The sequence below is a fragment of the Vibrio olivae genome, from assembly GCF_042428525.1.
Classification (GTDB): Bacteria; Pseudomonadota; Gammaproteobacteria; order Enterobacterales; family Vibrionaceae; genus Vibrio; species Vibrio olivae.
Genome location: NZ_JBHMEP010000010.1, coordinates 1 through 25,346, shown reverse-complemented (window position 1 = coordinate 25,346; position 25,346 = coordinate 1). Strand labels below are relative to the sequence as shown.

The following is a 25,346-nucleotide window of genomic DNA, read 5'->3' as shown; positions in this document are numbered from 1 at the left end:
AACCAAAAGTCGACACACTATGATTATCTTCTCTGACATCCAATTACTGCGCGGTGGCAAACCTCTTCTTGATCAGGCCAGCGCGACCATCCATCCAGGTGACAAAATCGGCCTGGTTGGCAAAAACGGTTGTGGTAAGTCTACACTGTTTGCCTTAATGAAAGATGAACTAAGCATTGATGCCGGGTCATTTAACCTGCCGAGTCATTGGGAATTAGCTTGGGTTGCACAGGAAACCCCCGCCTTAGAACGCACGGCTCTGGAGTATGTGATCGACGGTGACCGTGAATATCGCGCGCTCGAAAGCCAATTAGCGGTGGCCGAGCAACAAGATAACGGCACATTGGTGGCCGAACTGCATGGCAAAATCGAAACCATTGGGGGTTACAGTATTCGAGCTCGAGCTGCTGAGTTGCTCGATGGTTTGGGCTTTCGCCAAGAACAAATGGATTGGAACCTCACCCAATTCTCGGGTGGGTGGCGGATGCGTCTTAACCTAGCTCAAGCCCTATTGTGTCGCTCTGACTTACTGCTTCTCGATGAGCCAACCAACCACTTAGATCTTGATGCGGTAATGTGGCTCGAACGCTGGCTGCAAACGTACCCTGGTACTCTGATTCTCATCTCTCACGACCGTGACTTTCTTGATCCCATTGTTGGACGAATCATTCACGTCGAAAACCAGCAACTGAACGAATACACCGGCAACTACTCGTCTTTTGAAGAGCAGCGCGCACAAAAAATGATTCTCCAACAAGCCCAGTTTGAGAAACAGCAAAAACAAATGGTTCACATGCAAAGTTATATCGACCGTTTCCGCTATAAAGCGTCAAAAGCTCGCCAAGCTCAAAGCCGAATTAAAGCCCTTGATCGCTTAGAGAAAGTGTTACCAGCTCAATTTGATAACCCATTTAGTTTTGAGTTTCGTGAACCAGCCGCTCTGCCCAACCCAATTTTGATGATGGATGAGGTATCAGCCGGCTATGACGATAATCTGATTCTAGATAAAATCCGCCTGAATTTGGTCCCGGGTAGCCGCATTGGACTTCTCGGGCGAAATGGCGCAGGTAAATCAACGCTGATTAAATTGTTGTCTGGCGACTTAAACCCGATGTCTGGTGAATTTCGCTATTCACAAGGTGTGAAAATTGGCTACTTTGCTCAGCATCAATTGGAAACCCTGCACCCCGAAGAAACACCATTGCAGCACATGATGCAAATCGCCCCGAGTCACACCGAGCAGCAACTGCGTGATTACTTAGGTAGTTTTGGGTTTCAAGGTGACAAAGCACTGGAAAAAGTAGCCCCTTTTTCTGGCGGGGAAAAAGCTCGCTTAGTGCTGGCTTTGATTGTGTGGCAAAAGCCGAACCTGTTACTCCTCGATGAACCGACTAACCATTTGGATCTCGATATGCGTCAAGCCTTAACGATGGCGCTGCAAACCTTTGAGGGAGCAATGGTAATTGTCAGTCACGATCGCTACTTACTGCGCGCGACTGCCGACGATTTGTACCTCGTCCATGATCGCCAAGTCGCCCCTTTTAATGGCGATCTCAACGATTACTACAAGTGGCTGACAGAACAACAAAAAGTACTGCGCAAAGAAGCACAAGCACAACAACCCGAAAAGAATACCGCCAACAGCGCAGCCAATCGTAAAGAGCAAAAACGTCGCGAGGCGGAGTTCCGTAAATTAACCGCACCAATTCGTAAACAGTTAACAAAACTGGAAGCGCAGATGGACAAACTCAACCAGCAATTAGCCGAAGCAGAGTCTCAGCTTGCAGACAACAGTCTGTATGAACTCGAAAATAAGGCTAAACTGAATGAGATACTTTCGCTGCAAGCTCAGGCGAAAGCGGAACTAGAAAGTGTTGAAATGGAGTGGATGACCGAGCAAGAAACGCTGGAAACCATGGAAGAGGAGTTCAATGACGAATGAGTGATGAGCAGGTTCGAGTTTCTTTAACCTTAGAGCGTTTATGGCAATTTAGCTTACAATATTACAGTGTTAGAGAAGTCAAAGAAGCATGCTTAAAGCTACAAAACCAGTTCAATGGTAACGTGAATTTATTGATGTTGCTGAAATGGCTCGACGTTCAGCACATCACTATCCATGATCAGCAGTGGCTTCAGCTCGAAGCCTGTCTTGGCCGGTCTGAGACCTTACTGCATAGTTACCGTGAACTGCGTAAAAAGCTCAAATCGCACCTGCCAGATACACTGTATCGCGAATCACTACAATTTGAATTGCAACTGGAGCGTCAGCAACAGTCAGACCTAGTCGATTGCATCAATCAACTTGGGCTGACCACCAATCACGGTGACTCTCTGACACTGCGCTACTGTCGCCAATTAGGAGGGGAGCACCTTTATACAGCGTTTTGCACGCCTCCGGCTGAAAACCCTCATTTGTAAACGGATACTTATGACGCACTTTATCGCAGCAACTGGATTAACCAACTCACATTTACAAACCTTAGCGCCGCGTTTTATTCGAAAGCGTGCTCTGTTTGAACCTCATTGGCAAACCATTGATACGCCCGATGGCGATTTTCTCGATCTTGCTTGGAGTGAGGACTGGCAAAGTGATGGTGCTCAAAACAAGCCGATTTTTGTTTTATTTCACGGGTTAGAAGGCTGTTTTTACAGTCCGTATGCCAATGGGTTAATGCACGCCTTCGCCGAGGAAGGTTGGCTAGCGGTAATGATGCATTTTCGAGGCTGCAGCGGTAAGCCCAATCGTCTTGCCCGCGCTTACCATTCCGGGGAAGTGGAAGATGCGCGATTATTCTTAGAGTACCTCCACCAGCTCTTTCCTCAGCAGCGTAAAGTCGCCGCAGGCATTTCGCTTGGTGGCAACATGCTCGCCAACTATCTAGCTAACTACGCCACCACACCACTTTTAGATGCAGCAACGCTCATCTCTGCACCGTTGGATCTCTCCGCCTGTTCTCAACAGATGGAAGTGGGCTTTTCTAAGGTTTATCGCACTTATTTATTGCGCTCAATGAAAAGCAATGCCTTACGCAAACATCAGCTGCTCAAAGGTGAATTGGGTGTAACCTATCAAAGCATCAAGCGCGTTACTCGCATGTTTGAGTTTGATGATTTGATTACCGCCCCGCTGCATGGCTTTAATGACGCTCAAGATTACTATCAGAAGTGCTCAGGCATCCATCGCCTCAAAGACATCACCCTGCCCACTCAAATCATTCACGCTAAAGACGATCCTTTTATGACCGATGCCGTGATTCCTAAGTTTGTCCTACCCGAGAATATCGACTATCGCTTGTTTGACCATGGCGGTCATGTCGGCTTTGTTTCAGGTAGTGCTTTCAAACCGCGATTTTGGCTTGAGGATACACTCCCCGCTTACTATCGCAGTTTAAAGACGGCATAATAGAACTCGACGGGTTACTTATCATAAAAGAACGAGGTATTTATGATTGTTCCATGGCAAGACATCGCGCCAGAAACATTGGATAACTTAATTCGTGAGTTTGTTCTGCGGGAAGGGACTGATTACGGCAGTTCCGAAGTCTCTCTTGACCGTAAAATAGAGCAGGTCAAACATCAACTTAGAACCAACCAAGCGGTAGTGGTTTATTCAGAGCTGCACGAATCAGTTGATATTCAAGTTAAAAATAAATTCTAGCACTTCATTTTGGCCGTTTTTACGCGTCTCATTTCATTTACAGAATACCATTCGATGACATGCGATAACTTCGTGCTATAGTGGCTGGGTTAAAAATCACCCAGCGACTTATCGTCGCCGACACTTGGTGGCTTTCAGGAAGGTATTCAATTAGACAAGGTTTGTCATGTCAGCAAAACATCCGATCATTGCGGTAACGGGCTCTTCCGGTGCCGGTACAACCACAACTTCAGAAGCGTTTCGCAAAATGTTCAATATGATGAACATTAAACCCGCTTGGGTTGAAGGTGATAGCTTCCACCGTTTTACGCGTCCGGAAATGGACGTTGAAATTCGTAAAGCGCGCGAACAGGGGCGTCATATCAGCTACTTTGGTCCTGCGGCGAATGATTTCGAAGCCTTAGCGGAGTTCTTTCGTAAATACGGCCATGAAGGTGTTGGACAAATCCGCCGCTATTTACATACTTTTGATGAAGCCGTCCCATACAACCAAATGCCGGGCACCTTTACTCCCTGGCAAGAACTCCCTAGTGATACCGATGTCTTATTCTACGAAGGCTTGCACGGTGGTGTGGTAGATGGTGACGTGAATGTCTCGCAGCACGTCGATTTTTTGATTGGCATGGTGCCGATAGTCAACTTAGAGTGGATTCAGAAATTTGTCCGCGATACACGCGATCGAGGTCACTCGCGTGAAGCTGTGATGGATTCCATCGTACGCTCGATGGATGACTACCTTAACTACATTACTCCGCAGTTTTCACGAACCCATATCAACTTCCAACGCGTTCCCACAGTCGACACCTCCAACCCACTTAATGCCAAAGGGATTCCAAGTTTGGACGAAAGTTTCGTCGTCATTCGCCTCAGAGGGATTAAAAATGTTGACTATCCGTACTTACTTGCGATGATTGATGGGTCGTTTATGTCGCGTCATAACACCATCGTGGTGCCTGGCGGTAAGATGAGTTTTGCCATGGAGTTGATCGTTAGACCTCTCCTACAGCAGCTCATAGAGACAGGAAAGATAGGGTAATTTTTCCTACATTTGGTGATTACTTTTCATACCGTGATCATGTGCACATTTTTGCGTAGATTTATCGGTGTATGACCCGATTAAAATCAAGAAATCGTTTTCTAAAAAGGATACTATTTCTTACCGAAACACAAGATAGCTTGCAGCATTGTTAAAGTGCTCTTATTCTAGGAAGCTCGTATTAAAAGCTTCGCTACAATATGGAAAAGAAGCAAGCGTACCCTGCAGAGGAAGTGAGATATTATGGTTCTAGGTAAACCTCAAACCGACCCAACATTAGAGTGGTTTCTTTCACACTGTCATATTCATAAATACCCTTCAAAGAGCACGCTGATTCATGCGGGCGAAAAAGCAGAGACCTTGTACTACATCGTTAAAGGTTCTGTTGCGGTATTAATCAAAGATGAAGAAGGTAAAGAGATGATTCTCTCTTACCTAAACCAAGGTGACTTCATCGGTGAGCTTGGCTTGTTTGAAGAAGGCCAAGAGCGTACCGCTTGGGTTCGTGCAAAATCACCATGTGAAGTGGCAGAAATTTCATTCAAAAAATTCCGTCAGTTGATTCAAGTGAATCCGGACATCCTAATGCGCCTATCAGCGCAAATGGCAAGCCGCTTACAAGTGACAAGCCAAAAAGTTGGTGACCTAGCATTCCTTGACGTGACTGGTCGCATCGCGCAAACGCTACTTAACCTAGCAAAACAGCCAGATGCAATGACTCACCCTGACGGTATGCAAATTAAGATCACTCGCCAAGAGATCGGCCAAATTGTTGGTTGTTCACGTGAGACCGTTGGTCGTATCTTGAAAATGCTTGAAGAGCAAAACTTGATTTCAGCGCACGGTAAAACCATCGTGGTTTACGGTACTCGCTAAGCAATTTGCTGTCAGAAAAAGCCACCGCTCAGGTGGCTTTTGTGTTTCTAAGCATTGGTAAGCCTGCTAGCAGAGATCTTGATTCAACTGCTGAGCCACACTGAGCAACTCTTGCTTGGTATTTTCAATATCTTCAATGTGATGGTGAACCGTCCGTGAATTCAAAGTCATATACGGAATCGTAATCACCGCTAACACGTCCCCTTGCACCCCAATGATTGGGACACTGATGTTGGTTACCCCGGAGATCTGGGGGCTATCCCCCACGTAATAACCTTGCTGTTGAGTCCCTTCAACATGGCTAAGCGCATGCGCGATTTCTTCTTCAGTCGCATCAACACGGCTTAACACTTGCTGACGTTGCTGCTCAGAGCTAAAGCTTAAGTAAACAATACCGGAGCCTGAGGAGCAAATGTCGATTTTTGAGCCTAAACGCAAACCAAAGCCCATTTTATAAGGGCTTTCTTCGCGAGCAATCACCACCATTTCACCGTTTTTATAACTGCTCAAATGGCAAGATTGATTCACTTTGCTGCACAACTCTTCCATCAGCGGCGCGGCGCGCTTTAGTAGTTGTGATGTTGGTGGATGTTGATTCGACAACGCAAACATTTTTAAGGTTAACGAGTAGCCTGAGCTCCAAGCATCAAACTCAATGTATTGCCTTTCTACTAATACCGACAGCATTCGAAAGATCTCGTTCACGCTGCGATTTAGACTGTCAGCAATCTGCTTTTTAGTTAAAGGCTCGCCATGGGCTGCCAGCAATTCAAGAATATCGAGCCCTTTCTCTAAGGCAGGCGCGCGATACTCAGTCTTTTTACTCGGTTCCATAGATAGGTTCGTTTGACAAATGTTGGCTTAGATTACACTACTCTTTGCCTGCAATCATTCCTGCAGGCTTGAATAACAAGCAAAAAAACAAATAACCCCAATCGAAATTGGGGCTATAAACAAAGTGTTATTCACGTTTCATTGATTACTTAATCAGTCCCATCAACTCAGGCAGCGTCATCGAAATTGCTGGAATATAGGTAACCAGCATTAACACGCCAAAGATAACGATGAAAAACGGTAGTAAGGTTTTAATCACTGCATCAATACTGATACCACTCACCTTACAGCCGGTAAACAGTATCGGCCCAACGGGCGGTGTGATCGTACCAAGCGATAAGTTGAATACCAACAAAATACCAAACTGCACGGGATCCATGCCTAACCCCATACAAATGGGTAGGAAGATGGGTGTAAAGATCAATACGGCTGGGGTTGGGTCCATAAAGGTACCGATAAACAACAGCACAATATTGATGATCAGTAAGATGATGATTGGGTTGTCGGTCAGCGACAATAAGAAATCCGCAATCATGCCTGGAATTTGCGTGAACGCCATTACCCACGACATAATCGAAGAGGTTGCCAGCATGAAAATCACAATCGCCGACATTTTCGCAGTTTGTAAAAAGATATTTGGCAAAGTGCGAAAATCTAGGGAACGATAACATAGGCTCAAGAATAAGGCGTACACCACGGCAATCGCTGAAGCTTCGGTTGCAGTAAATATTCCCCCCAATATCCCACCAATGACCACGATGATCAGTGATAAACTTGGAATCGCTTCCAATGAGACTTTGATACACTCTGCCAACGTCATTCGATTTTTGGCGATGTACCCGCGGCGTTTTGCCATGATACCCGCGACAATCATCACGCCCAATCCCCATAAAATACCGGGAATGTAACCGCCCATAAATAGAGCCGAGACAGAGACACTACCTGCAACCGTTGCATAGACGATTAAGGTATTGCTTGGTGGAATTAACATTCCGGTAGGCGCTGACGCGATATTCACCGCGGTACTATACGCTTTGTCATAGCCTTCTTTTTGCTGAATCGGTGACATGATCCCGCCGACTGCCGCCGCAGAAGCAACACCAGAGCCACTGATCGACCCAAACAACATGTTTGAAACCACATTGGTTTGCGCTAAAGAGCCCGGGAAGAAACCACTAACAATCTTTGAAAAGTTAATAAGCCGTATCGCGATGCCCCCGTTATTCATAATATTGCCAGCCAGAATAAAGAAGGGAATCGCCAATAAAGCAAATGAGTCAAGGCCAACAAACATGCGCTGCGCAGAGGTTACCATCGCACCTTGCGCAGGCAAGATCATCATCATGGCCGCAAAAGAAGAAATACCCACACTAATCGCGATTGGCGCGCCAATGACTAAAAAGAACACCACACCACAAAACATGATTAAGGCAGCTGTTAAAGCAATGTCCATACCCTACCCCTAGTTCACCGTTGAAGAACGCAATTGCTTCCAACGCGAGAACAGCTGCAATTCATTATGTAAAAAGTAAAACACCATCAAACCGCCACTGATTGGAATCGCGGCATAAATAGCCCCCATTGGAATTTGCAGTGCAGAGTCCAACTGCCACATTTGTCGAACGGCGCTGTTGTAGCCCCCCACCAGCATAATTGCCAGAGCGAAAACGACCGTGGTCAATTCAATAAACATTTCGACAATCACTTGCGCTTTGGCAGAGAACTTTTCTTTCACGAACGAAATCGCCATGTGCTCTTTCAACCCAAACACGTACGCACTACCAATCAGCACTAACCAAATAAACAGGTAGCGCGACATCACTTCACTAACGGCACTAGGACTATTAAACAGGTATCGCACTACGACTTGGTAAGTCACCAGAACGGTCATCGCCGCAACAATGGCAATGCATGTACTCGCAACCAGCTTATCGAGCCAACGCTTGAGCATAGACACGACACCAAGTAGGCCACTTTGATCATTGTTCAACATAACTTCTTAACCTTTATCAGGCCGAGGCATTCGCCTCGACCACATCGATACACGCGCAATTATTGCAATGCGGTGATTTTTTCAAATAACGCTTTTTGAGCCGGTGTTTCTAACAGTTGGTCTTGCAAAGAATGGCAAGCTTCTTGGAACGGCTTGATATCCACTTCAGTGAACGTTGCACCCTTATCTTGCGCCACTTTCTTCGCTTCAGTGATTTGCTGATTCCAGATCTTAAACTCTTCTGGCGTGCTCTCTTTGGCTAAGCGTTTGATGGTCGCCTGGTCTTCTGCAGACATCGTAGACAAGAAGTAGCTACTGATAACCACTAAATCGGGCACCATCAGATGGCGAGTGGTTGAAAAGTAAGGCGCGACTTCATATTGTTTCAAATCGGCATAGGTGATTTCGTTGTTTTCCGCACCATCAAGAACCCCTTGTTGTACTGCGGTGTACACTTCCCCTTGGCTCATTGGCACACCAGTACCACCCATGCATGAAAGCATCTTGATCATGGTGTCAGATTGCATGACACGAATCTTCTTACCTTTCATGTCCTCTACGGAAGTGACTGCCCCACCTTTGGTATACATGCTACGGGCACCTGCGGTATAAGCCGTTAGCACCTCAAAACCAAACTTTTGTGTCGAGGCGAACAACTCATCAAGCGCACCCGATGTGAAGACTTTTTCTTGATGTTCGGAACCTGAGTAGACATAAGGCATCCCAATCACGCGGAACGTCTTGTCGTAGTTTTCAACCAATGGGTTGGCCACCACGGCCATTTGGATAGCCCCGTTTTGTACGAGTTCAAGCGCGGCACGTTGGTCACCAAGCAATTCATTAGGATAAATGGTCAGCTTGTAGCGGCCGTCTGTTTGCTCACTCAGTTTGTCACCAAAATCTTTCAGCGCCTGATACTGAGGGTGTTTATCAGATTGGTTAAACGCCGCTTTTAACTCAGTGGCGGCACTCACTAAGCTTGAATAGCTTAGAGAACTGGCGATAACTGTCGCAATAGTTGCGAGCTTTAGGGCAGAAGATTTAAACATGAAAAAGTCTCCGTAGGGTACAAATCTTTATGTTGTTCTAATCATTTCGCGTCGAGGACAAATACGCTTTGATGAAAATGGATTGCGATATCAACGCAGATAACGACTTATGACGAATAAAGTTATGCGCTAAAAATGCACTGCATCTGTGACTATGTGATGCCTAATTAGCGAATCGCGTTCATATCGACAAAATCCATATCATCAAAGGTCTGGTTTTCACCCAGCATGCCCCACACGAAACTGTAGTTTTGTGTGCCGCAGCCTGAGTGAATAGACCAACTGGGTGACAATACGAGCTGCTTATCACGAACAATGATGTGGCGCGTCTCAGTCGGTTCGCCCATAAAGTGGAACACCACTTGTTCAGGCTTAATATTGAAGTAGAGATACGCCTCCATACGACGTTCATGAGTATGAGCCGGCATCGTATTCCAAACACTACCCGGCTTAAGATGGGTGACGCCCATGCATAGCTGGCAAGTTGGCAATACATCTGGATGGAGGTACTGAGTGATCAAACGTGCATTGGCATTCTCTTGTGCACCTAAATCCACTTGGCGTGCTTGATCACGTAAAATCATTCGTGTTGGGTAAGCGTGATGTGCTGGCGCACTCAAGCAATAAAGCGTTGCATACTCACCATCGACCAAAGATACGAATTCAATCTCTTGCTCGCCTTGTCCTAAGTAAAGCGCGTCAAGATGCTCAAGCGTGTATTCGCTGGTACTGGTTTTCACCATCGCTCGCTGACCTAAATTCACAATGCCTAGCTCACGTCGCTGCAAGAAAAAGTCAGTACCAAATGCTTTTTTATCAGCAACATCGTCCAGCTTTAATGCTTGTTCACTTGGGCTAACGCCCATGGCAACAATACGATCAATGTGGCTATACACCATGGTGATCTCACCAGGTTTGAAAAACTCTTCAGTCAGAAATTCCGCGCGTAAACGATCAGTGTCGTAAGATTTCGCATCGGTAGGGTTACTGTTGTAATTAATGTGCATCGCAGCCTCCTTGGTGAGCAAAAAGTACCACTTATTCATATTTGATCAATTCCATTTATATATGATTTTTATAAATTGTGATCAGCGGATACTTTTTGGCTATCGAATGCCAATATTTTTTGAGCTAGCGCACTGATGGCTAAAATGGCTAGGTAACAGTAAGGTAAATGAAGGGAAAACGTGTGGTTATTGAGAGGTCAAAAAAGGTCATATTGAGGTTATGGTAGAGAACCAATACGCAACAAAAAAGCCTCGCGATTGCGAGGCTTTAACGAATAACGATTGGGGAAAGTCAATCTTAGCGGTCGGTACTCTCAAAAATTTTGTCGGCTGAAGCCGCTACAAAGCCAGAATACAATTTGCCATCCGCTTGCGGATAACGCTTGGCGAACTCATAAAGCCCCCGGGAATCTCCTGTGACTCATCAGCAAATGACACCATGACCTTATCCGCCATCGTCGATGATTGCTCTAACAGAACATCCGGCGTGCCTTTAACTTCACCACCTGACGTATTGATGGTAAACCCTGATTCACGTAGATAGTCATTCACTTGTTTCACTTGCTCAAAGCGATTGAGCTGATTGACACTCACCGTAAAATGATTGGCTCCGTACCCATGCGCAGCTAACCATGCGGCGTATTCACTTTCCAAGGCCAGTGTTTGATACTCTGCAAAACTTAACGACCAAGGGCGACCTTGATAGAGAAACTGGTTCCCAGCGAAATACGCACTATCAACCTGAGCCACTAAACGTGTAACAATTTCCTGCAGCTCAGATGAGCACTCTTCAACCTTTAACTCGCTAATGAACACCTTAGGTAAGGATGGGTCATCATGTTCAAAATGCTTAGCGACCAGCTTTTTGCTTTCAAACACATAATCGCCTCCTTCTCGATAACCGAGTTCAAGAAAAGGTTTGGCCAATGTTGCCAGCCCGAGCGGCGCTAGGTTAAACGTACGCAGAGCAATATGATCATTAATCAGAGCTTGGTCTTCTTCAAGCAATTGGTGTACACGCTGCGCCGATGGGCACAAGCGCTTAATATAGTCTTGCCATAAACAATCAAACAGAGCGCAGGGCGTCATATCGCCTCCTCATTTATTCACGCAAAAAGAGAGGTAAGATTTGCTGAGATCCACAATCATCAGCCTGTGACGATCTTCTATATCATTAAGCCTGCGCTGAGTGTTATCGCTCACTGAGTCGCAGGCTAATCGGTTTAGTCAAGCGACAAGCCGGGGCTAAAGGTTGCTGGAAGTACCGGCGTTTCGCCTTCCATCGATGCCATCGGATAAGCACAATAATCTGCTGCGTAATACGCGCTTGGACGTAAGTTTCCTGACGCTCCAGGCCCCCCAAATGGCGCATCACCACTGGCACCTGTCAGTTGGCGATTACGATTCACAATCCCAGCACGAATATGTTCAACAAAATAGTCCCACTCACTGTCTTGTGTCGAAACCAGCCCCGCAGAGAGGCCAAATCGCGTGTCGTTGGCCATCTCTACGGCTTGCTCTAAGTGTTGATAACGGACGACTTGCAGCAGCGGGCCGAAGTACTCTTCATCTGGCAACTGTTCAATCGCAGTGACATCAATAATCCCGGGAGTAACAAATGCGGCATCACCAGCGCGAGCGTCGACTAAACTCGTGGCGCCCAATGAGAGTAAATTGGCTTGCGCTGCTAAAATAAAATCAGCCGCCGCTTTTGAGATTTGCGACCCCATAAATGGCGCAGGTTCAGCAAAAGGCTGATCCACTCGAATGTTTTTTGTCGCAACCACCAGCTTTTCCAAAAGCCGATCGCCTTTTTCACCTTGCGGAATATACAAGCGACGCGCGCAGGTACAGCGCTGCCCAGCACTGATAAACGCGGATTGGATAATGGTATAAACCGCGGCATCAAGATCGCCATAGTGTTCGGAGATTACCATGGGGTTATTCCCCCCCATTTCTAATGCCAGCATCTTACCCGGTTGCCCGGCAAACTGGCGGTGCAAAACATGACCTGTGTTCGCGCTGCCCGTGAACAGTAAGCCATCAATACCCTTAGACTCTGCCAGAGCGATACCTGTTTCTTTTGCGCCTTGGACTAAGTTAATTACACCATTTGGAATACCGGCTTGTTGCCAAAGTTTCATGGCAAACTCGCCCGTCATTGGCGTTTGTTCAGAAGGCTTAAATACCACGGTATTGCCAGCCAGAAGCGCAGGCACGATATGACCATTCGGCAGGTGACCAGGGAAGTTATAAGGACCGAACACTGCCATGACCCCTAGTGGACGATGACGCAATACAATTTGGTTACCATTGGCTTCTCGCGTGCTTTCTCCGGTGCGTTCGTGATAAGCACGAATAGAAATGGCTATCTTGCCAGCCATCGCCGCGGCTTCGGTTCGAGTTTCCCACAATGGCTTACCGGTTTCTTGGGCAATGATTTCGGCAATTTGCTCGCTATTGGTTTTCACCAATTCCGCAAAGGTCAACACTACCTTTTCACGTTGCTCGAAGCTTAATCGCTTCCATTCAATTAAGGCATGACGAGCCGCACTCACGGCTTGATCAACTTGAATAGCACTGGCGGCTTTACCTTGCCAAACTGTCTGTTCATTGTATGGACTGGTTGAATGCAGTTGTTCACCTTGTCCTTCTACCCATTGACCTGCAATCCAATGTGTCATCTTAGTATCCTTGTATTATTCGAACCATTTATTGCGCGAGCATACGCACATAATCACCCACGCCTAAGTTCAACGCTTCGGCGACCTGAGGAGAAATAATCACACTCTCAGATTCTTTGTCATACGCCGCTTTCGCCGCAGTCGCACGAAAATCTTCAAACAACGTATTCGCAATTAAATAATCTTGTGAACTCGAGTGTTCAGCGATTTGCACCTTGGCACGAAACGAGTCACGCACCGAGTTAATGTTTTTTAAATCGCATTCGACGGTTGGGCCCGCATCAAAAATATCGACGTAGTTACGGCAAGTGAAACCTTCATTTTCCAGCAGCTTTAACGCTGGACGAGTATTCTCGTGAACTTGACCGATCACCGCCTGCGCCTCTTTACTCAATAAGTTGATGTAAATCGGTAGCTTAGGCATCAGGTCGGCAATAAAGCCTTTATTGCCGATCCCCGTCAGGTAATCAGCCATAGTGAAGTCAATCGAGAAAAAGTGCTCTTGTAGCCACTGCCAGAAAGGTGAATTGCCCTCTTCATCAGAAACGCCACGCATTTCAGCAAAAATGGTCTTCGAGAAACGATGCGGATGTTCTGCCATCATTAAAAAACGGCATTTGGACATTAATCGTCCATTTAATCCACCGCGAAACGTAGGACGCAAAAAGAGCGTGCAGATCTCCGAACATCCCGTGTAGTTATTGCCAAATGTCAGCAACTTAACCACATTATTGACACCCAGCTTCTGCGAAGAGTGCACAATGGTACTGATGTGATACGAGTAAAATGGCACATCCCAGCCAATGGATGCTTCGATGCCAGTACACCCTGCAACCTCACCCGTTTCACTATCAAAACCAACCATCAAATAACCTTCATCACCGGGCTCAGTCACGCTGGATTTACTAAAGCTGTATTCCGAGTGCTGAATGCGATTGGTTAATAGTTCTTCGTTGACGGGTAAAGAGGTAAAACCGTGTCCGGATTCAACGGCACAAGTATGCAGCGAGTCATAATCAGACATCGCAATAGGACGAACAACCAGCATCGTTACTTCCCTCCTGATGCAAGTAGCTCCTGAGTCGATTCTCAGGTGATGGATGCGCCCCTCGCTTCCGCGCAAGGGGCGATATGCTTAGTTAAACCAAAGAGGCTATCGCCTTATCCAGTTTCGCTAAACCTTGTTCAATTTCTTGTTCACTGATCACTAATGATGGTGTAAAGCGCACGACATTGGCACCTGCTACCAGCATCAATAGGCCATGTTTTCCTGCTGCCACCAAAACATCGCGAGCTCGGCCTTGCCACTGCTCGGTTAGAGCGCCACCCAGTAATAGACCTTTACCGCGAATTTCACTGAAAATTTGGTATTTTTGATTAATCTTCTCTAAGCCTTCACGCATTAAAGCTTCACGCTGCTTAACACCCGCTAGGGTGTCTGGCTGGCTCGTGATATCAACCACCGCTTCGGCCACCGCACATGCGAGGGGATTACCGCCATATGTCGAACCATGTACGCCCACTTTCATGTGCTGAGCTAGTTTGGTCGTTGTTAACATTGCGCCAATTGGGAACCCGCCCCCCAACGATTTTGCCGTACTGAGAATATCAGGTGTAATACCAAGCCCTTGATACGCATAAAAATCACCCGTACGGCCATTGCCCGTTTGCACTTCATCAAAAATCAGTAATGCATTGTGCTTATCGCATAATTCTCGCACAGCTTGTACAAACTCAGGTGTTGGAGACACAATTCCCCCCTCACCTTGAAGGGGTTCCATCATAATCGCGCAAGTGCGATCAGAAATGTGCTGAGTGAGCGCTTCGATATCATTATATGGCAAATGGGTTACGTTACCTGGCTTTGGCCCAAAGCCATCAGAATAAGCTTCTTGTCCGCCCACCGTGACAGTGAAGAAAGTACGTCCATGGAACCCTTGCTTAAACGCAATAATTTCTGACTTCTCTGAACCATACACATCGGCGGCATAGCGACGAGCTAATTTTAATGCCGCTTCATTAGCTTCGGCGCCAGAGTTAGCAAAAAACACTTTCTCGGCAAAGCTGATGTCAGTCAGTTTTTTGGCTAAACGCAGTGCGGGCTCATTGGTCATCACGTTGCTCAGGTGCCACAACTTGTTGCCTTGTTCGTTCAGTGCTTTGACCATCGCTGGGTGACAATGTCCTAGACAGCTCACCGCGATCCCGCCAGCAAAGTCGATGTATTCGTTACCCTGCTGGTCCCATACTCGAGAGCCTTCCCCTTTCACTGGGATCATTTCCATCGGGTTATAACAAGGCACCATTACCTCATCGAATAAACCGCGCTCTATGTTTTGTTCCATTGTCATTGCACATTCCCTCTCAATACCGCACCGCGAGTCGAGTAATCCATTGTCTTATAAACTAAGTTTAACGGAGATTGTTTCGACTTTTGCTTGATGCAGCATTGTATTTACATTTAATTAACCATTTCAATAGTGATTTATTCTTTTTACTAGCAACCACTTAGCGTCTTTTGAGACGCCTATGATTATTTATGCATCATGCCACTTCTTTTATGAAGTGTTTTTTTGAACTGGCGCAAAAAAAAATTTCAAACCATCGATAAATCATTAGGTTGAAGTAAAGCAACGTACTCAGCTGCGCATAGAATTGCAACCAAGACAACCACGGAAAAGAGAGCTGAGGAATGTTGAGAAAGGTGATCGTTATCAGAGTTCTGAGGGAGTTAACGCGCTAAAAAGTTGGCCAAAAGTTGGTGCCCTTGTTCCGTTTTGATCGATTCAGGGTGAAATTGTACGGCATCTATTGCCAGCGTTTTATGCTGATAGCCCATGATTTCATCCATCGAACCGTCCGCGAATTGCGTCCAAGCCGTCAACTCAAATTCATCAGGCAATGTCCCGTTTTTCACCACCAGTGAGTGATACCGCGTGACAGTTAAGGGGTTATTGAGCTGCTTAAACACACTGTTTCCGGTGTGAACAATCGGGGAGGTTTTTCCATGCATAACTTGACGGGCTCTGACCACCTCACCACCAAAGGCTTGTGCGATCGCTTGGTGGCCGAGACAAACACCTAGAATCGGTAACTTACCAGCAAAGTACTGAATCGCCGCCAATGAAATACCCGCTTCATTGGGTGTGCATGGCCCAGGAGAAATAACTAAGTGAGAAGGAGCAAGAGCCTCAATACCCGCGATATCAATCTCGTCATTACGAACCACTTTAACCTCAGCGCCCAACTCACAAAAGTATTGGTAAAGGTTATAGGTAAATGAATCGTAGTTATCGATAATCAGCAGCATAAGAAATAAAGTCATGTTAGCATGTTGAAGTGAGCGTATTTTGCAGTAGCCGCAGCGAAAGGCAAGTATAAACTGCCGTTACTTCTCCAATGCAGCAAGAATCGAACAATGGGTTGCGTCTTCATCCACACCACCACAACACGCACTATTAATTTTACTCAACGCGCTGCGAATCTCTCTCAGCTCAGCAATTTTGTTGTCGATGATCTCGAGTTTGCTCGAGGTAATGGCCTTAACTTCGGCACAGCTGTGCTCCGTCGCTTCCAATTTGATCTCCAGTAACTCCCGAATGTCCTCCAAACTTAAGCCTAACGCTTTGGCTTTGAGAATAAATGCCACTTGCTGTTGATTGTTATCGTTATACAAACGATAACCAGATTCACTTCGCCCTGCTGGTTTGATCAATTGGTTCTTTTCATAAAAGCGCAACGTATCAGTACTTACGCCGCAGCGTTTCGCTAATTCACCTATTTGGAACATCGTGATACCTTTTTGCATTGTTGTTATCTAAAACGCGAAATATCGTGGGATTTGCAAATAATTTCATCATGCCAAACGATTGCGCGAGCTTTTTTGTAATAAATTAGTTAGAATACGCGCCATCAAAATTTGGATTGTCTGCAACACTTTCACTTCACGGATGAAAACCCAGACTAAGGTTTTTACCAAAATTGGCCAAGTTGTTACCGCTCAAGTAACCCATGTTCACTTTTGGCAAACATCTTAAAACTCCACTTATTTTGAGGAACAAGGAAGCATGAACAACGCTCGTCCTATTCGTCGCGCTTTGATCAGCGTATCAGACAAAACCGGTATTGTTGAGTTCGCTACCGCTCTAGCAGAGCGTGGCGTCGATATTCTTTCTACTGGCGGCACCGCTCGCCTACTTGCCGACAACGGTTTATCAGTGACTGAAGTTTCTGACTATACCGGATTTCCAGAAATGATGGACGGGCGTGTAAAAACGCTCCACCCAAAAGTACACGGTGGTGTACTGGGCCGTCGTGGTCAAGATGATGCCATCATGGCAGAGCACGGCATTAACCCAATTGATATGGTTGTCGTCAACCTATACCCTTTCGCAGAAACCGTGGCTAAAGACGGTTGCACACTCGAAGATGCCGTTGAAAACATTGATATCGGCGGACCAACTATGGTGCGCTCGGCAGCGAAAAACCATAAAGATGTCACCATCGTCGTGAATGCGAAAGATTACACGCGTGTAATTAGCGAAATGGACAGCAACAACCAATCACTTACGCTGGATACTCGCTTTGACCTTGCCATCGCTGCCTTTGAACACACCGCAGCCTACGACGGTATGATCGCCAACTACTTCGGTACCATGGTGCCTAGCTACGGCGAAAATAAAGAAGGTGACCAAGAATCCAAATTCCCTCGCACCTTCAATCAGCAATTCGAGAAAAAACAAGACATGCGCTACGGTGAAAATAGTCACCAAGCTGCGGCCTTCTATGTTGAAGCGAACCCTCAAGAAGCATCGGTATCAACGGCTCGTCAATTACAAGGTAAAGCGTTGTCTTACAACAACATTGCCGACACAGACGCCGCACTTGAGTGTGTTAAAGAATTCAGAGAACCGGCTTGTGTGATCGTTAAACACGCGAACCCATGTGGCGTCGCTCTAGGCAACGACATTCTTGAAGCCTACAACCGAGCGTATCAAACCGATCCAACGTCAGCTTTTGGTGGCATCATCGCGTTTAACCAAGAGTTAGACGCAGATACGGCGGCGGCGATTGTTGAACGTCAGTTCGTTGAAGTCATCATTGCACCAAGCGTTTCAGCTCAGGCTGCTGAGGTGGTTGCTGCGAAGAAAAACGTTCGCTTGCTTGAGTGTGGCGAGTGGTCGACCAAGACTTCTGGCTTTGATCTAAAACGCGTCAATGGCGGCTTATTGGTTCAGGACCGTGACCAAGGCATGGTCGGTTTGGAAGATCTCAAAGTCGTTTCTAAACGCCAACCAAGCGCTGAAGAGCTTAAAGATGCGCTGTTCTGCTGGAAAGTGGCGAAGTACGTGAAATCGAATGCCATTGTTTACGCCAAAGGCGACATGACTATTGGTGTAGGAGCAGGCCAAATGAGCCGTGTTTATTCCGCTAAGATTGCTGGTATTAAAGCGGCCGATGAAGGCCTTGAAGTGGCTGGTAGCGTGATGGCTTCTGATGCTTTCTTCCCATTCCGTGATGGTATCGATGCGGCAGCAGAAGCGGGAATCAAATGTGTCATTCAGCCGGGCGGTTCTATGCGTGACGAAGAAGTCATTGCCGCGGCAGACGAGCACGGAATGGCAATGATCTTTACAGGCATGCGTCACTTCCGTCACTAATTCAGCATTTAGATGAGATAAGTTTAAAAATTCGTTAAAGCAACGTTTTAAGAATTTAATGCACAGCCATTTTTGAGAGCTCAACAAAAGCACGTACGGTTTATCGCTATAAATCCACATGCTTGATACGGGGGTCTTAGAAATGGCCCAGCAGTAAGGATTAAAAAATGAATGTATTGATTATTGGTGGCGGCGGTCGCGAGCACGCTCTCGGTTGGAAAGTGGCGCAAAACCCAGAAGTTGACAATATCTTTGTTGCACCAGGCAACGCAGGAACGGCGCTTGAGCCAAAGCTGACCAATGTTTCAATTCAGGTTGAAGACATCAAAAGGCTCGTGGCATTCGCTAAAGACAATGCGGTCGATTTAACCATTGTCGGTCCAGAGGCACCTTTGGTGATTGGTGTGGTTGATGCGTTTCGTCAAGCTGGCCTGAAAATCTTTGGCCCAACGCAAGCCGCTGCGCAATTGGAAGGTTCAAAAGCGTTCACTAAAGACTTCTTAGCACGCCATAAGATTCCAACAGCCGCTTACGCCAACTTTACTGAAATCGAACCAGCCATCGAGTACGTACGAGCTCAAGGTGCGCCGATTGTGGTTAAAGCCGACGGCTTGGCCGCAGGTAAAGGCGTTATTGTGGCCATGACGCTAGAAGAAGCCGAAGACGCAATCAAAGACATGCTTGCTGGCAATGCCTTTGGCGATGCAGGCAACCGCGTGGTTATTGAAGAATTCCTCGATGGCGAGGAAGCAAGCTTTATCGTGATGGTTGACGGCAAAAACGTATTGCCAATGGCGACGAGCCAAGATCATAAACGAGTAGGCGATAAAGACACTGGGCCTAACACTGGTGGGATGGGCGCGTATTCACCTGCTCCAGTAGTCACGCAAGAAATTCATGATCGCATCATGCAAGAAGTGATTTATCCAACCGTAAATGGAATGGCTCAGGAAGGTCATCCATACACAGGTTTCTTATACGCTGGCTTGATGATCGATAAAGACGGCACTCCAAAAGTGATTGAGTATAACTGCCGTTTTGGTGACCCAGAGACTCAACCTATCATGATGCGCATGCAATCCGATTTAGTTGAGCTGTGCTTAACCGCAATTGATGGCAAATTGGATCAAGCGGAGTCCAAATGGGACCCACGCGCTTCTATTGGCATCGTATTGGCGGCTGGCGGCTATCCAGGTGATTATCAAAAAGGTGATGTCATTTCTGGTCTGCCGCAGCAGGAAATCGACGGCGAAAAAGTCTTCCACGCTGGAACAAGCGAGAATAACGGTGATGTCGTGACCAGTGGCGGACGCGTACTGTGTGCCACCGCTCTAGGTAACACGGTGCTAGAAGCTCAGCAACGCGCTTATGCACTCAGCAAGCAAATTTCGTGGGATGGCGTCTTCTATCGGAATGATATTGGCTACCGTGCCATTGCTCGTGAACAAAACAGCTAACTCTTTATTATCGTGACAAAAAAAGGCGCTCAATGAGCGCCTTTTTTATTCTATCTATTTAATCTTCTATCAGCACTGGGCGTTCCACACACCCATGGTCTTCATCGGCTAAGCTAAGTAGCTCAGCAACCACGACTCGATTGCTTCGCAAAGACCCCATAAATGCCACGTAGCTATCGATAGTGGCTAACCGATTAATCACAAAGCTTGGTAGCGTTTGGTTGAACTCAACACGCTCGTATGTCTGCCCGGAGCACAATTCAAGTGAAGAACCATCCCAAACCCCTTGCAATAACTCTAAACCGACCTCTTCTTGGGCGACAGAGGTTTGTTGTAGCGTCTTAGCTTCTTGTTGATAGCGAAGTAATTGCTCAGAACTTAAGGGCAATACCTTACCATCAATTCGGTATTGCTGATAAACCGCCTCTCCCGCTTTATTAAAGCGAGCATGGATTTTATAAGGGACTAACCCCTCTTCCGGCTTGATTTGTTCACCTTCACGAATAAATTCACGGACTTGGTTGCCTTCCCAACGATAATCCGATTTATACCAACCGTAATTTCCCGAAAAAACGTAATCGGCGGCGGAATCAGGATTGGAGGATTTTTCGGTATACCAGTAGAAACTGGTGGTGTCGCCCATGGTTTGTCCACCCGTATAATTAACATATAAATCGGGATTTTTAGTAGGGACGACGGCTGAGGAGCAGCCAAGCAAGAATAAACTTATTAATGAAGGAAGAAGGATCTTTTTCATAGTGTTCCAAAAAGAACTGCACTAAGACAAGCTTAGTGCAGTTTATAAATTACTTCACTGAATCTTTCAGTGCTTTACCAGCAACAAATGCAGGAACGTTTGCAGCGGCGATTTGGATTTCAGCACCAGTTTTAGGGTTACGACCAGTACGTGCTGCACGGTGGTTAACTTTGAATGTACCAAAACCAATTAGTTGAACTTGGTCACCCTCTGTAAGTGCGCCAGTCACACCGTCAAGAGTAGCTTCAAGAGCAGCTTTCGCTTGAGCTTTTGAAAGGTCTGCTTTCTCTGCGATAAAGTCGATTAATTGGGTCTTGTTCATTAGGTTTCCCTTCTTATATGTTATTGAATTCTCCTCACTCTAAAGCATAAACGCCCCATCTGGCAAAGGTTTGTAGCCGATCTTTGACTTTCATGACGTACTTTTAACCATATTCTGAGCATCAACTCACAATTTGTCATAGAGCTGGTTAAAAAGCATACTTGATTTCATGACATTCAAACCATATGTACTAAGGTGGAGAGCTCTGGAGCCCCTACGAAATAAGGGCTTTCACCTATTTTTACTCTCAAATATAATACGTTTCCGCACCTAAAATCGGTCTACATAGCGGAACTTTCTACCCTTTCGGGTCGATTACTCTGTAAGGAATTATATGCTGCTGCTGACACTTTATGTCTCCATCGCTATTGGCATTTCGTTTATTTGTTCGGTACTTGAAGCCACGTTATTAAGTATCACTCCTACTTATATCGCTCAACTTAAACAGCAGTCTCATGGCTCTGCTGAAAAACTTGAACGCCTAAAACAGGATATTGATCGCCCACTGGCTTCCATCCTGACCCTCAATACCATTGCCCATACCATTGGCGCAGCGAGCGCTGGTGCACAAGCTGCTGTCGTCTTTGGCAGTCAGTGGCTTGGACTATTTTCAGCGGTGTTAACCCTGGGGATTCTTCTACTTTCTGAAATCGTACCGAAAACGCTCGGTGCGACTTATTGGCGAGAGCTCGCTCCACTTACTGCGAGTGTCTTGATTGCGATGATCTGGTGGCTAAAACCCTTCGTGTGGTTCTCCGAGTTGATAACGAAACGTCTCTCCAAAGAACAAAGCACACCGCTAATGCGAGATGAATTATCGGCAATGGCAATCCTAGCGAGAGAGAGCGGGGAATTTGCCGAAGGAGAATCGAAAATTCTTGATAACTTACTGCGTATTCAAAACGTTCCGATTACTCAAGTGATGACACCAAGAACGGTACTGTTTCGAGTAAAAGCAGAGATGACCATCAACCGCTTCCTCAAAGACTATAAAGAAACGCCGTTCTCAAGACCGCTCATTTACAGTCAATCCAAGGATAACATCATCGGCTTTGCTCATCGTTTGGAGTTATTTAAGCTGCAACAGGCAGGGATGGGAGAAAAGCAACTTGGTGCGATTATGCGTCCTATCCATGTGGTACTGAATACCTTGTCTCTGCCTAAAGTGTTTGAGCAGATGATGGCACAGCGTCTACAACTTGCCCTTGTGGTTGATGAATATGGCACGGTGCAAGGCATTGTCACTTTAGAAGATATCTTTGAATACTTACTGGGTGAAGAAATCATCGATGAAGCAGACAAAACCACCGACATGCAGCAGCTTGCTTTTCAGAAGTGGGAGCAATGGAAACAAACTCACGGCGTCATAGAAAGCCGTGATGAAAAAGAAGAAGAGTAAGCCAAAGAGTAAAAAGGAGCCTGAAGGCTCCTTTTTTATAACTCAATACCGATATTACTCACGCATTCATCTCTGAGTTCCTGACGTAAATCTTTAATCAGATCGATGTCGCGCTCTGTCGCCTCACGTAACGGGCGGAAAATAGCCCACTGGACATCCCACTCTTCACACACCGCTTCATTTTGTTTTTGATTGTCGTTGGTAATCTCGACACCCGTATTGGCAAGCTCCAACTGAGCGACTGTTAACACCGACTGTTGACTAATTTCTTGCATGCTTTCATACAAACCTTCCTCACGGTCAAGTAAGCCATGAAGTAAGCTAGACAGTGCGACACAGGCATCAATCGCTGGTAGCACACCATAAATATCAAAATCTTCAGAACTCGGAATGACGTCTTCCAGCTTTTCAAGCTGACGTTCAAAATTCACTTTGGCATTTTTAACCGTCAGTATTTCCCAAACACTATCTAAAATATCACGATAAACTCGGGCTTCAGCGAACTCCGTTTGCTCACAAAACATCGCAAAGTTGGGATACATACGCTCACATAGGCAAGCCATAAAGGTAATCTGTTGCCAAGGTTCTAACTTTTCTAGACGAACCTGAAGTGGATTCTGTAGCATGGTTACTCATTCGTTGCTGAAGAAGACAGCGGAAGTGTACTTGATCTACCGAATGGAAAAAAGCGAAGAACATGAACAATTTTACTCATAAGCTCTATATTCTGACTAAACAAGACCAAACTTACCGCCAATTGCTTGCTGAGCGTGATCTTGAGGATCTTGAGATCACTGAAGACAAACAACAAGCCACAATCTTACTGGCAGCGCCACCTCTAGCAGCCAAGCAGTTGGATGAGTTCCCTAATCTACAATGGTTGCAGTCGGTTTATGCAGGAGTTGAACCTCTGATGACGCCATCACTGCGTCAAGATTACCAACTTACCAATATCAAAGGCATATTTGGCCCGCTGATTGCCGAATATGTTCTCGGCTATAGCCTCCAGTATTATCGTCATTTTGTTCAGTATAAGCAGCAACAAAGCAATCAAGAATGGCATGCTTACTCGTTTGACTCTTTAGCGACCAAAACAATGGTCATACTAGGAACAGGCTCGATTGGGGCGCACTTAGCTCACGCTTCAAATCATTTTGGCATCAAAACAATGGGTATCAATCGCAGTGGTATTCCACCAAAGGACTCACCCTTTGATACTGTTTATCATATTCAGCAGCTGGAATTAGCACTGGAGAATGCGGATATCATCGTCAACACATTACCCAATACCGAGCAAACGCATCATTTACTTAACCAAGAGTCATTGTCTTTTGCCAAGCAAGCTTTGCTGTTTAATGTTGGACGAGGGAATACGCTGGAAATTACAGGGTTGCTATCCGCCATTGAACAGCAGAATATTGCTCATGCGTACCTTGATGTATTCGACCAAGAACCGCTACCTCAAGATAGCCCTTTATGGCACCATCCAGCAATAACGATTACGCCTCACGTCGCAGCCCCAAGCTTTCCCAAACAGGTCGCGGGCATCTTTGCCGATAATTATTTACAATGGCGAGATGGATTCACTCTCAATCATCAAGTCGATTTTATTCGAGGCTATTGATGCTTGACCAATTATTAAACCAAATTCGTCAATGCAGAGTATGCGAACCGGAACTACCGCTTGGCGCTAATCCAGTGATACAAGCGAGCGAGAGTGCTAAGCTAATGATTATTGGTCAGGCCCCTGGTACTCGAGTACACAAAACCTCAATCCCTTGGAATGATCCTAGCGGCGATCGACTAAGGCAATGGCTTGAGCTTGGTAAAGACGCATTTTATGATCCAGACAATATTGCCATCATGCCGATGGGTCTGTGTTACCCAGGAAAGGCCAAAAGTGGTGATTTACCACCTCGTAAAGAGTGCGCGCCGCTTTGGCATCAACCCGTACTGAATTGCCTGCCGAATATTGGTATGACGCTGCTTATTGGTCAGTATGCACAAAGCTATTATTTGTCCGACAAGCCCAAGACACTAACGGAAACTGTAAAGCAATGGGAGAAGTGGGCACCACAATACTTACCGTTGCCCCACCCTTCGCCGCGAAATACGCTTTGGTTAAGGAAAAATCCTTGGTTCGAGGAAGAAGTCATTCCTTTTATTCGTCGCTATGTTCATCAACACTTAGCGATCGATCCCAACACGTTGGATAATCATAACTCACCGAATAGAGCGTAAGTAATGCGGCGAAAACACCTTGGGCCGAATGAACAAGCTCGAGATCAAGAACTGAAGGCGCTTGTTTCAAGATAAGTAAACTAACTATTTTTTATAGACTGAGAAAAGCGCCAACATTTCGGTGGGGACGCCTAGTCTGAGGCTTAGTATAAATGGCGAAGCGGTTGGACTGGCACTCCAGCGAGACTCGAATCCACGAATGCCTTCGTCAGCGTGACTGGGCGCTTCTTTCAAGGTCAATAAGCGAACCCACTGAACGACCGCTCTGCGTTCTTCCATACAAAAAATCCCCAGTATTGCTACTAGGGATTTAATAAATGGCGGAGTGGACGGGACTCGAACCCGCGACCCCCGGCGTGACAGGCCGGTATTC

General features: G+C 46.2%; 25 protein-coding genes and 2 pseudogenes. 12 read left to right on the top strand and 15 right to left on the bottom strand.

What is annotated here, in order from left to right; genetic code table 11:
- Positions 1 to 19 precede the first annotated feature (19 nt).
- The 6 genes from ACFFUV_RS19775 to crp all read left to right on the top strand — a co-directional run bounded on the left by ACFFUV_RS19775 (position 20) and on the right by crp (position 5,570).
- Positions 20 to 1,942: an ABC transporter ATP-binding protein gene (locus tag ACFFUV_RS19775; protein ID WP_390196370.1), complete on the top strand. Its 1,923-nt coding sequence runs from the start codon at positions 20 to 22 to the stop codon at positions 1,940 to 1,942.
- Positions 1,939 to 2,418 carry a TIGR02444 family protein gene (locus ACFFUV_RS19770; protein ID WP_390196368.1) on the top strand — a complete coding sequence of 160 codons (480 nt, stop codon included), beginning with the start codon at positions 1,939 to 1,941 and terminating at the stop codon, positions 2,416 to 2,418. Before ACFFUV_RS19775 ends, ACFFUV_RS19770 begins: the two co-directional genes overlap by 4 nt.
- 10 nt (positions 2,419 to 2,428) lie before the next feature.
- A complete protein-coding gene (locus ACFFUV_RS19765) occupies positions 2,429 to 3,403 on the top strand; it encodes a hydrolase (RefSeq protein ID WP_390196365.1) in 975 nt (324 codons plus the stop codon).
- A gap of 42 nt (positions 3,404 to 3,445) precedes the next feature.
- Positions 3,446 to 3,658: a YheU family protein gene (locus ACFFUV_RS19760; protein WP_390196362.1), complete on the top strand. Its 213-nt coding sequence runs from the start codon at positions 3,446 to 3,448 to the stop codon at positions 3,656 to 3,658.
- Between the two features lie 166 nt (positions 3,659 to 3,824).
- Positions 3,825 to 4,694 (top strand): phosphoribulokinase, encoded by an 870-nt coding sequence (locus tag ACFFUV_RS19755; RefSeq protein ID WP_390196360.1) that lies wholly within the window; start codon positions 3,825 to 3,827, stop codon positions 4,692 to 4,694.
- A 243-nt stretch (positions 4,695 to 4,937) separates the two neighbouring features.
- Positions 4,938 to 5,570, top strand: a complete 633-nt coding sequence (gene crp, locus ACFFUV_RS19750) for a cAMP-activated global transcriptional regulator CRP (protein WP_011079297.1) — start codon at positions 4,938 to 4,940, stop codon at positions 5,568 to 5,570.
- A gap of 66 nt (positions 5,571 to 5,636) precedes the next feature.
- On the opposite strand, the gene ACFFUV_RS19745 is transcribed toward crp, so the two are convergent.
- The 11 genes and pseudogenes from ACFFUV_RS19745 to zntR all read right to left on the bottom strand — a co-directional run bounded on the left by ACFFUV_RS19745 (position 5,637) and on the right by zntR (position 16,927).
- Positions 5,637 to 6,404 carry an IclR family transcriptional regulator gene (locus ACFFUV_RS19745; protein ID WP_390196353.1) on the bottom strand — a complete coding sequence of 256 codons (768 nt, stop codon included), beginning with the start codon at positions 6,402 to 6,404 and terminating at the stop codon, positions 5,637 to 5,639.
- 145 nt (positions 6,405 to 6,549) lie between these two features.
- Positions 6,550 to 7,857, bottom strand: a complete 1,308-nt coding sequence (locus tag ACFFUV_RS19740) for a TRAP transporter large permease (RefSeq protein ID WP_390196350.1) — start codon at positions 7,855 to 7,857, stop codon at positions 6,550 to 6,552.
- 9 nt (positions 7,858 to 7,866) lie between these two features.
- Entirely contained in the window at positions 7,867 to 8,397 is a 531-nt protein-coding gene (locus ACFFUV_RS19735; RefSeq protein ID WP_390196347.1) for a TRAP transporter small permease, read from the bottom strand.
- A 59-nt stretch (positions 8,398 to 8,456) separates the two neighbouring features.
- Complete coding sequence (locus ACFFUV_RS19730; protein WP_390196345.1) at positions 8,457 to 9,446, bottom strand: TRAP transporter substrate-binding protein; 990 nt, start codon at positions 9,444 to 9,446, stop codon at positions 8,457 to 8,459.
- A 167-nt stretch (positions 9,447 to 9,613) separates the two neighbouring features.
- Positions 9,614 to 10,453, bottom strand: a complete 840-nt coding sequence (gene kduI / locus ACFFUV_RS19725) for a 5-dehydro-4-deoxy-D-glucuronate isomerase (RefSeq protein WP_390196343.1) — start codon at positions 10,451 to 10,453, stop codon at positions 9,614 to 9,616.
- A 298-nt stretch (positions 10,454 to 10,751) separates the two neighbouring features.
- Positions 10,752 to 11,542 (bottom strand): annotated as a pseudogene (locus tag ACFFUV_RS19720) (DUF1338 domain-containing protein).
- Between the two features lie 134 nt (positions 11,543 to 11,676).
- Positions 11,677 to 13,137, bottom strand: coding sequence for a succinylglutamate-semialdehyde dehydrogenase (gene astD, locus ACFFUV_RS19715; RefSeq protein ID WP_390196340.1), 1,461 nt, complete (start codon positions 13,135 to 13,137; stop codon positions 11,677 to 11,679).
- A 28-nt stretch (positions 13,138 to 13,165) separates the two neighbouring features.
- On the bottom strand, positions 13,166 to 14,185 hold the full coding sequence (gene astA / locus ACFFUV_RS19710; protein WP_390196338.1) for an arginine N-succinyltransferase: 1,020 nt from the start codon (positions 14,183 to 14,185) through the stop codon (positions 13,166 to 13,168).
- 91 nt (positions 14,186 to 14,276) lie between these two features.
- Positions 14,277 to 15,488 carry an aspartate aminotransferase family protein gene (locus ACFFUV_RS19705; protein WP_390196336.1) on the bottom strand — a complete coding sequence of 404 codons (1,212 nt, stop codon included), beginning with the start codon at positions 15,486 to 15,488 and terminating at the stop codon, positions 14,277 to 14,279.
- A gap of 380 nt (positions 15,489 to 15,868) precedes the next feature.
- Entirely contained in the window at positions 15,869 to 16,447 is a 579-nt protein-coding gene (locus tag ACFFUV_RS19700; RefSeq protein ID WP_390196628.1) for an aminodeoxychorismate/anthranilate synthase component II, read from the bottom strand.
- Positions 16,448 to 16,525: 78 nt separating this feature from the next.
- A complete protein-coding gene (gene zntR / locus ACFFUV_RS19695) occupies positions 16,526 to 16,927 on the bottom strand; it encodes a Zn(2+)-responsive transcriptional regulator (protein ID WP_390196333.1) in 402 nt (133 codons plus the stop codon).
- A 61-nt stretch (positions 16,928 to 16,988) separates the two neighbouring features.
- On the opposite strand from zntR, the pseudogene ACFFUV_RS19690 reads away from it, so the two are divergent.
- From ACFFUV_RS19690 to purD, 3 genes and pseudogenes are all read left to right on the top strand, one after another.
- A pseudogene (locus ACFFUV_RS19690) lies at positions 16,989 to 17,057 on the top strand (phosphoribosylamine--glycine ligase); the annotation flags it as partial.
- Between the two features lie 147 nt (positions 17,058 to 17,204).
- Positions 17,205 to 18,797 (top strand): bifunctional phosphoribosylaminoimidazolecarboxamide formyltransferase/IMP cyclohydrolase, encoded by a 1,593-nt coding sequence (purH, locus tag ACFFUV_RS19685; protein ID WP_390196331.1) that lies wholly within the window; start codon positions 17,205 to 17,207, stop codon positions 18,795 to 18,797.
- A gap of 167 nt (positions 18,798 to 18,964) precedes the next feature.
- Entirely contained in the window at positions 18,965 to 20,254 is a 1,290-nt protein-coding gene (purD, locus tag ACFFUV_RS19680; RefSeq protein ID WP_390196328.1) for a phosphoribosylamine--glycine ligase, read from the top strand.
- Positions 20,255 to 20,312: 58 nt separating this feature from the next.
- Here purD and ACFFUV_RS19675 read toward each other — a convergent pair whose 3' ends face one another.
- Together ACFFUV_RS19675 and hupA are read right to left on the bottom strand one after the other, a co-directional pair.
- Positions 20,313 to 21,011, bottom strand: coding sequence for a DUF1481 domain-containing protein (locus ACFFUV_RS19675; RefSeq protein WP_390196324.1), 699 nt, complete (start codon positions 21,009 to 21,011; stop codon positions 20,313 to 20,315).
- A 49-nt stretch (positions 21,012 to 21,060) separates the two neighbouring features.
- Complete coding sequence (gene hupA / locus ACFFUV_RS19670; RefSeq protein ID WP_390196320.1) at positions 21,061 to 21,333, bottom strand: nucleoid-associated protein HU-alpha; 273 nt, start codon at positions 21,331 to 21,333, stop codon at positions 21,061 to 21,063.
- Between the two features lie 334 nt (positions 21,334 to 21,667).
- On the opposite strand from hupA, the gene ACFFUV_RS19665 reads away from it, so the two are divergent.
- The gene (locus ACFFUV_RS19665; RefSeq protein WP_390196318.1) at positions 21,668 to 22,732 is read left to right on the top strand and encodes a CNNM domain-containing protein; all 1,065 of its coding nucleotides are present in this window, start codon (positions 21,668 to 21,670) and stop codon (positions 22,730 to 22,732) included.
- A gap of 35 nt (positions 22,733 to 22,767) precedes the next feature.
- Here the strand turns inward: ACFFUV_RS19665 and ACFFUV_RS19660 are convergent, their stop codons facing one another.
- Positions 22,768 to 23,358: a YjaG family protein gene (locus ACFFUV_RS19660; RefSeq protein ID WP_390196315.1), complete on the bottom strand. Its 591-nt coding sequence runs from the start codon at positions 23,356 to 23,358 to the stop codon at positions 22,768 to 22,770.
- Between the two features lie 71 nt (positions 23,359 to 23,429).
- On the opposite strand from ACFFUV_RS19660, the gene ACFFUV_RS19655 reads away from it, so the two are divergent.
- On the top strand, positions 23,430 to 24,356 hold the full coding sequence (locus ACFFUV_RS19655) for a D-2-hydroxyacid dehydrogenase (RefSeq protein WP_390196312.1): 927 nt from the start codon (positions 23,430 to 23,432) through the stop codon (positions 24,354 to 24,356).
- Positions 24,356 to 24,973 (top strand): uracil-DNA glycosylase family protein, encoded by a 618-nt coding sequence (locus ACFFUV_RS19650; protein ID WP_390196309.1) that lies wholly within the window; start codon positions 24,356 to 24,358, stop codon positions 24,971 to 24,973. The genes ACFFUV_RS19655 and ACFFUV_RS19650 overlap by 1 nt, the downstream gene beginning before the upstream one ends.
- 84 nt (positions 24,974 to 25,057) lie before the next feature.
- Here ACFFUV_RS19650 and ACFFUV_RS19645 read toward each other — a convergent pair.
- Positions 25,058 to 25,346: hypothetical protein (locus tag ACFFUV_RS19645; protein ID WP_390196306.1), on the bottom strand; the 289-nt coding region annotated here is incomplete at its 5' end.

Bases quoted from the DNA above. Each gene is read 5' to 3' on its own strand.
- ACFFUV_RS19775 (WP_390196370.1), top strand. From the start codon at position 20: ATGATTATCTTCTCTGACATCCAATTACTGCGCGGTGGCAAACCTCTT.
- ACFFUV_RS19770 (WP_390196368.1), top strand. From the start codon at position 1,939: ATGAGTGATGAGCAGGTTCGAGTTTCTTTAACCTTAGAGCGTTTATGG.
- ACFFUV_RS19765 (WP_390196365.1), top strand. From the start codon at position 2,429: ATGACGCACTTTATCGCAGCAACTGGATTAACCAACTCACATTTACAA.
- ACFFUV_RS19760 (WP_390196362.1), top strand. From the start codon at position 3,446: ATGATTGTTCCATGGCAAGACATCGCGCCAGAAACATTGGATAACTTA.
- ACFFUV_RS19755 (WP_390196360.1), top strand. From the start codon at position 3,825: ATGTCAGCAAAACATCCGATCATTGCGGTAACGGGCTCTTCCGGTGCC.
- crp (WP_011079297.1), top strand. From the start codon at position 4,938: ATGGTTCTAGGTAAACCTCAAACCGACCCAACATTAGAGTGGTTTCTT.
- ACFFUV_RS19745 (WP_390196353.1), bottom strand. From the start codon at position 6,404: ATGGAACCGAGTAAAAAGACTGAGTATCGCGCGCCTGCCTTAGAGAAA.
- ACFFUV_RS19740 (WP_390196350.1), bottom strand. From the start codon at position 7,857: ATGGACATTGCTTTAACAGCTGCCTTAATCATGTTTTGTGGTGTGGTG.
- ACFFUV_RS19735 (WP_390196347.1), bottom strand. From the start codon at position 8,397: ATGTTGAACAATGATCAAAGTGGCCTACTTGGTGTCGTGTCTATGCTC.
- ACFFUV_RS19730 (WP_390196345.1), bottom strand. From the start codon at position 9,446: ATGTTTAAATCTTCTGCCCTAAAGCTCGCAACTATTGCGACAGTTATC.
- kduI (WP_390196343.1), bottom strand. From the start codon at position 10,453: ATGCACATTAATTACAACAGTAACCCTACCGATGCGAAATCTTACGAC.
- astD (WP_390196340.1), bottom strand. From the start codon at position 13,137: ATGACACATTGGATTGCAGGTCAATGGGTAGAAGGACAAGGTGAACAA.
- astA (WP_390196338.1), bottom strand. From the start codon at position 14,185: ATGCTGGTTGTTCGTCCTATTGCGATGTCTGATTATGACTCGCTGCAT.
- ACFFUV_RS19705 (WP_390196336.1), bottom strand. From the start codon at position 15,488: ATGACAATGGAACAAAACATAGAGCGCGGTTTATTCGATGAGGTAATG.
- ACFFUV_RS19700 (WP_390196628.1), bottom strand. From the start codon at position 16,447: ATGCTGCTGATTATCGATAACTACGATTCATTTACCTATAACCTTTAC.
- zntR (WP_390196333.1), bottom strand. From the start codon at position 16,927: ATGTTCCAAATAGGTGAATTAGCGAAACGCTGCGGCGTAAGTACTGAT.
- purH (WP_390196331.1), top strand. From the start codon at position 17,205: ATGAACAACGCTCGTCCTATTCGTCGCGCTTTGATCAGCGTATCAGAC.
- purD (WP_390196328.1), top strand. From the start codon at position 18,965: ATGAATGTATTGATTATTGGTGGCGGCGGTCGCGAGCACGCTCTCGGT.
- ACFFUV_RS19675 (WP_390196324.1), bottom strand. From the start codon at position 21,011: ATGAAAAAGATCCTTCTTCCTTCATTAATAAGTTTATTCTTGCTTGGC.
- hupA (WP_390196320.1), bottom strand. From the start codon at position 21,333: ATGAACAAGACCCAATTAATCGACTTTATCGCAGAGAAAGCAGACCTT.
- ACFFUV_RS19665 (WP_390196318.1), top strand. From the start codon at position 21,668: ATGCTGCTGCTGACACTTTATGTCTCCATCGCTATTGGCATTTCGTTT.
- ACFFUV_RS19660 (WP_390196315.1), bottom strand. From the start codon at position 23,358: ATGCTACAGAATCCACTTCAGGTTCGTCTAGAAAAGTTAGAACCTTGG.
- ACFFUV_RS19655 (WP_390196312.1), top strand. From the start codon at position 23,430: ATGAACAATTTTACTCATAAGCTCTATATTCTGACTAAACAAGACCAA.
- ACFFUV_RS19650 (WP_390196309.1), top strand. From the start codon at position 24,356: ATGCTTGACCAATTATTAAACCAAATTCGTCAATGCAGAGTATGCGAA.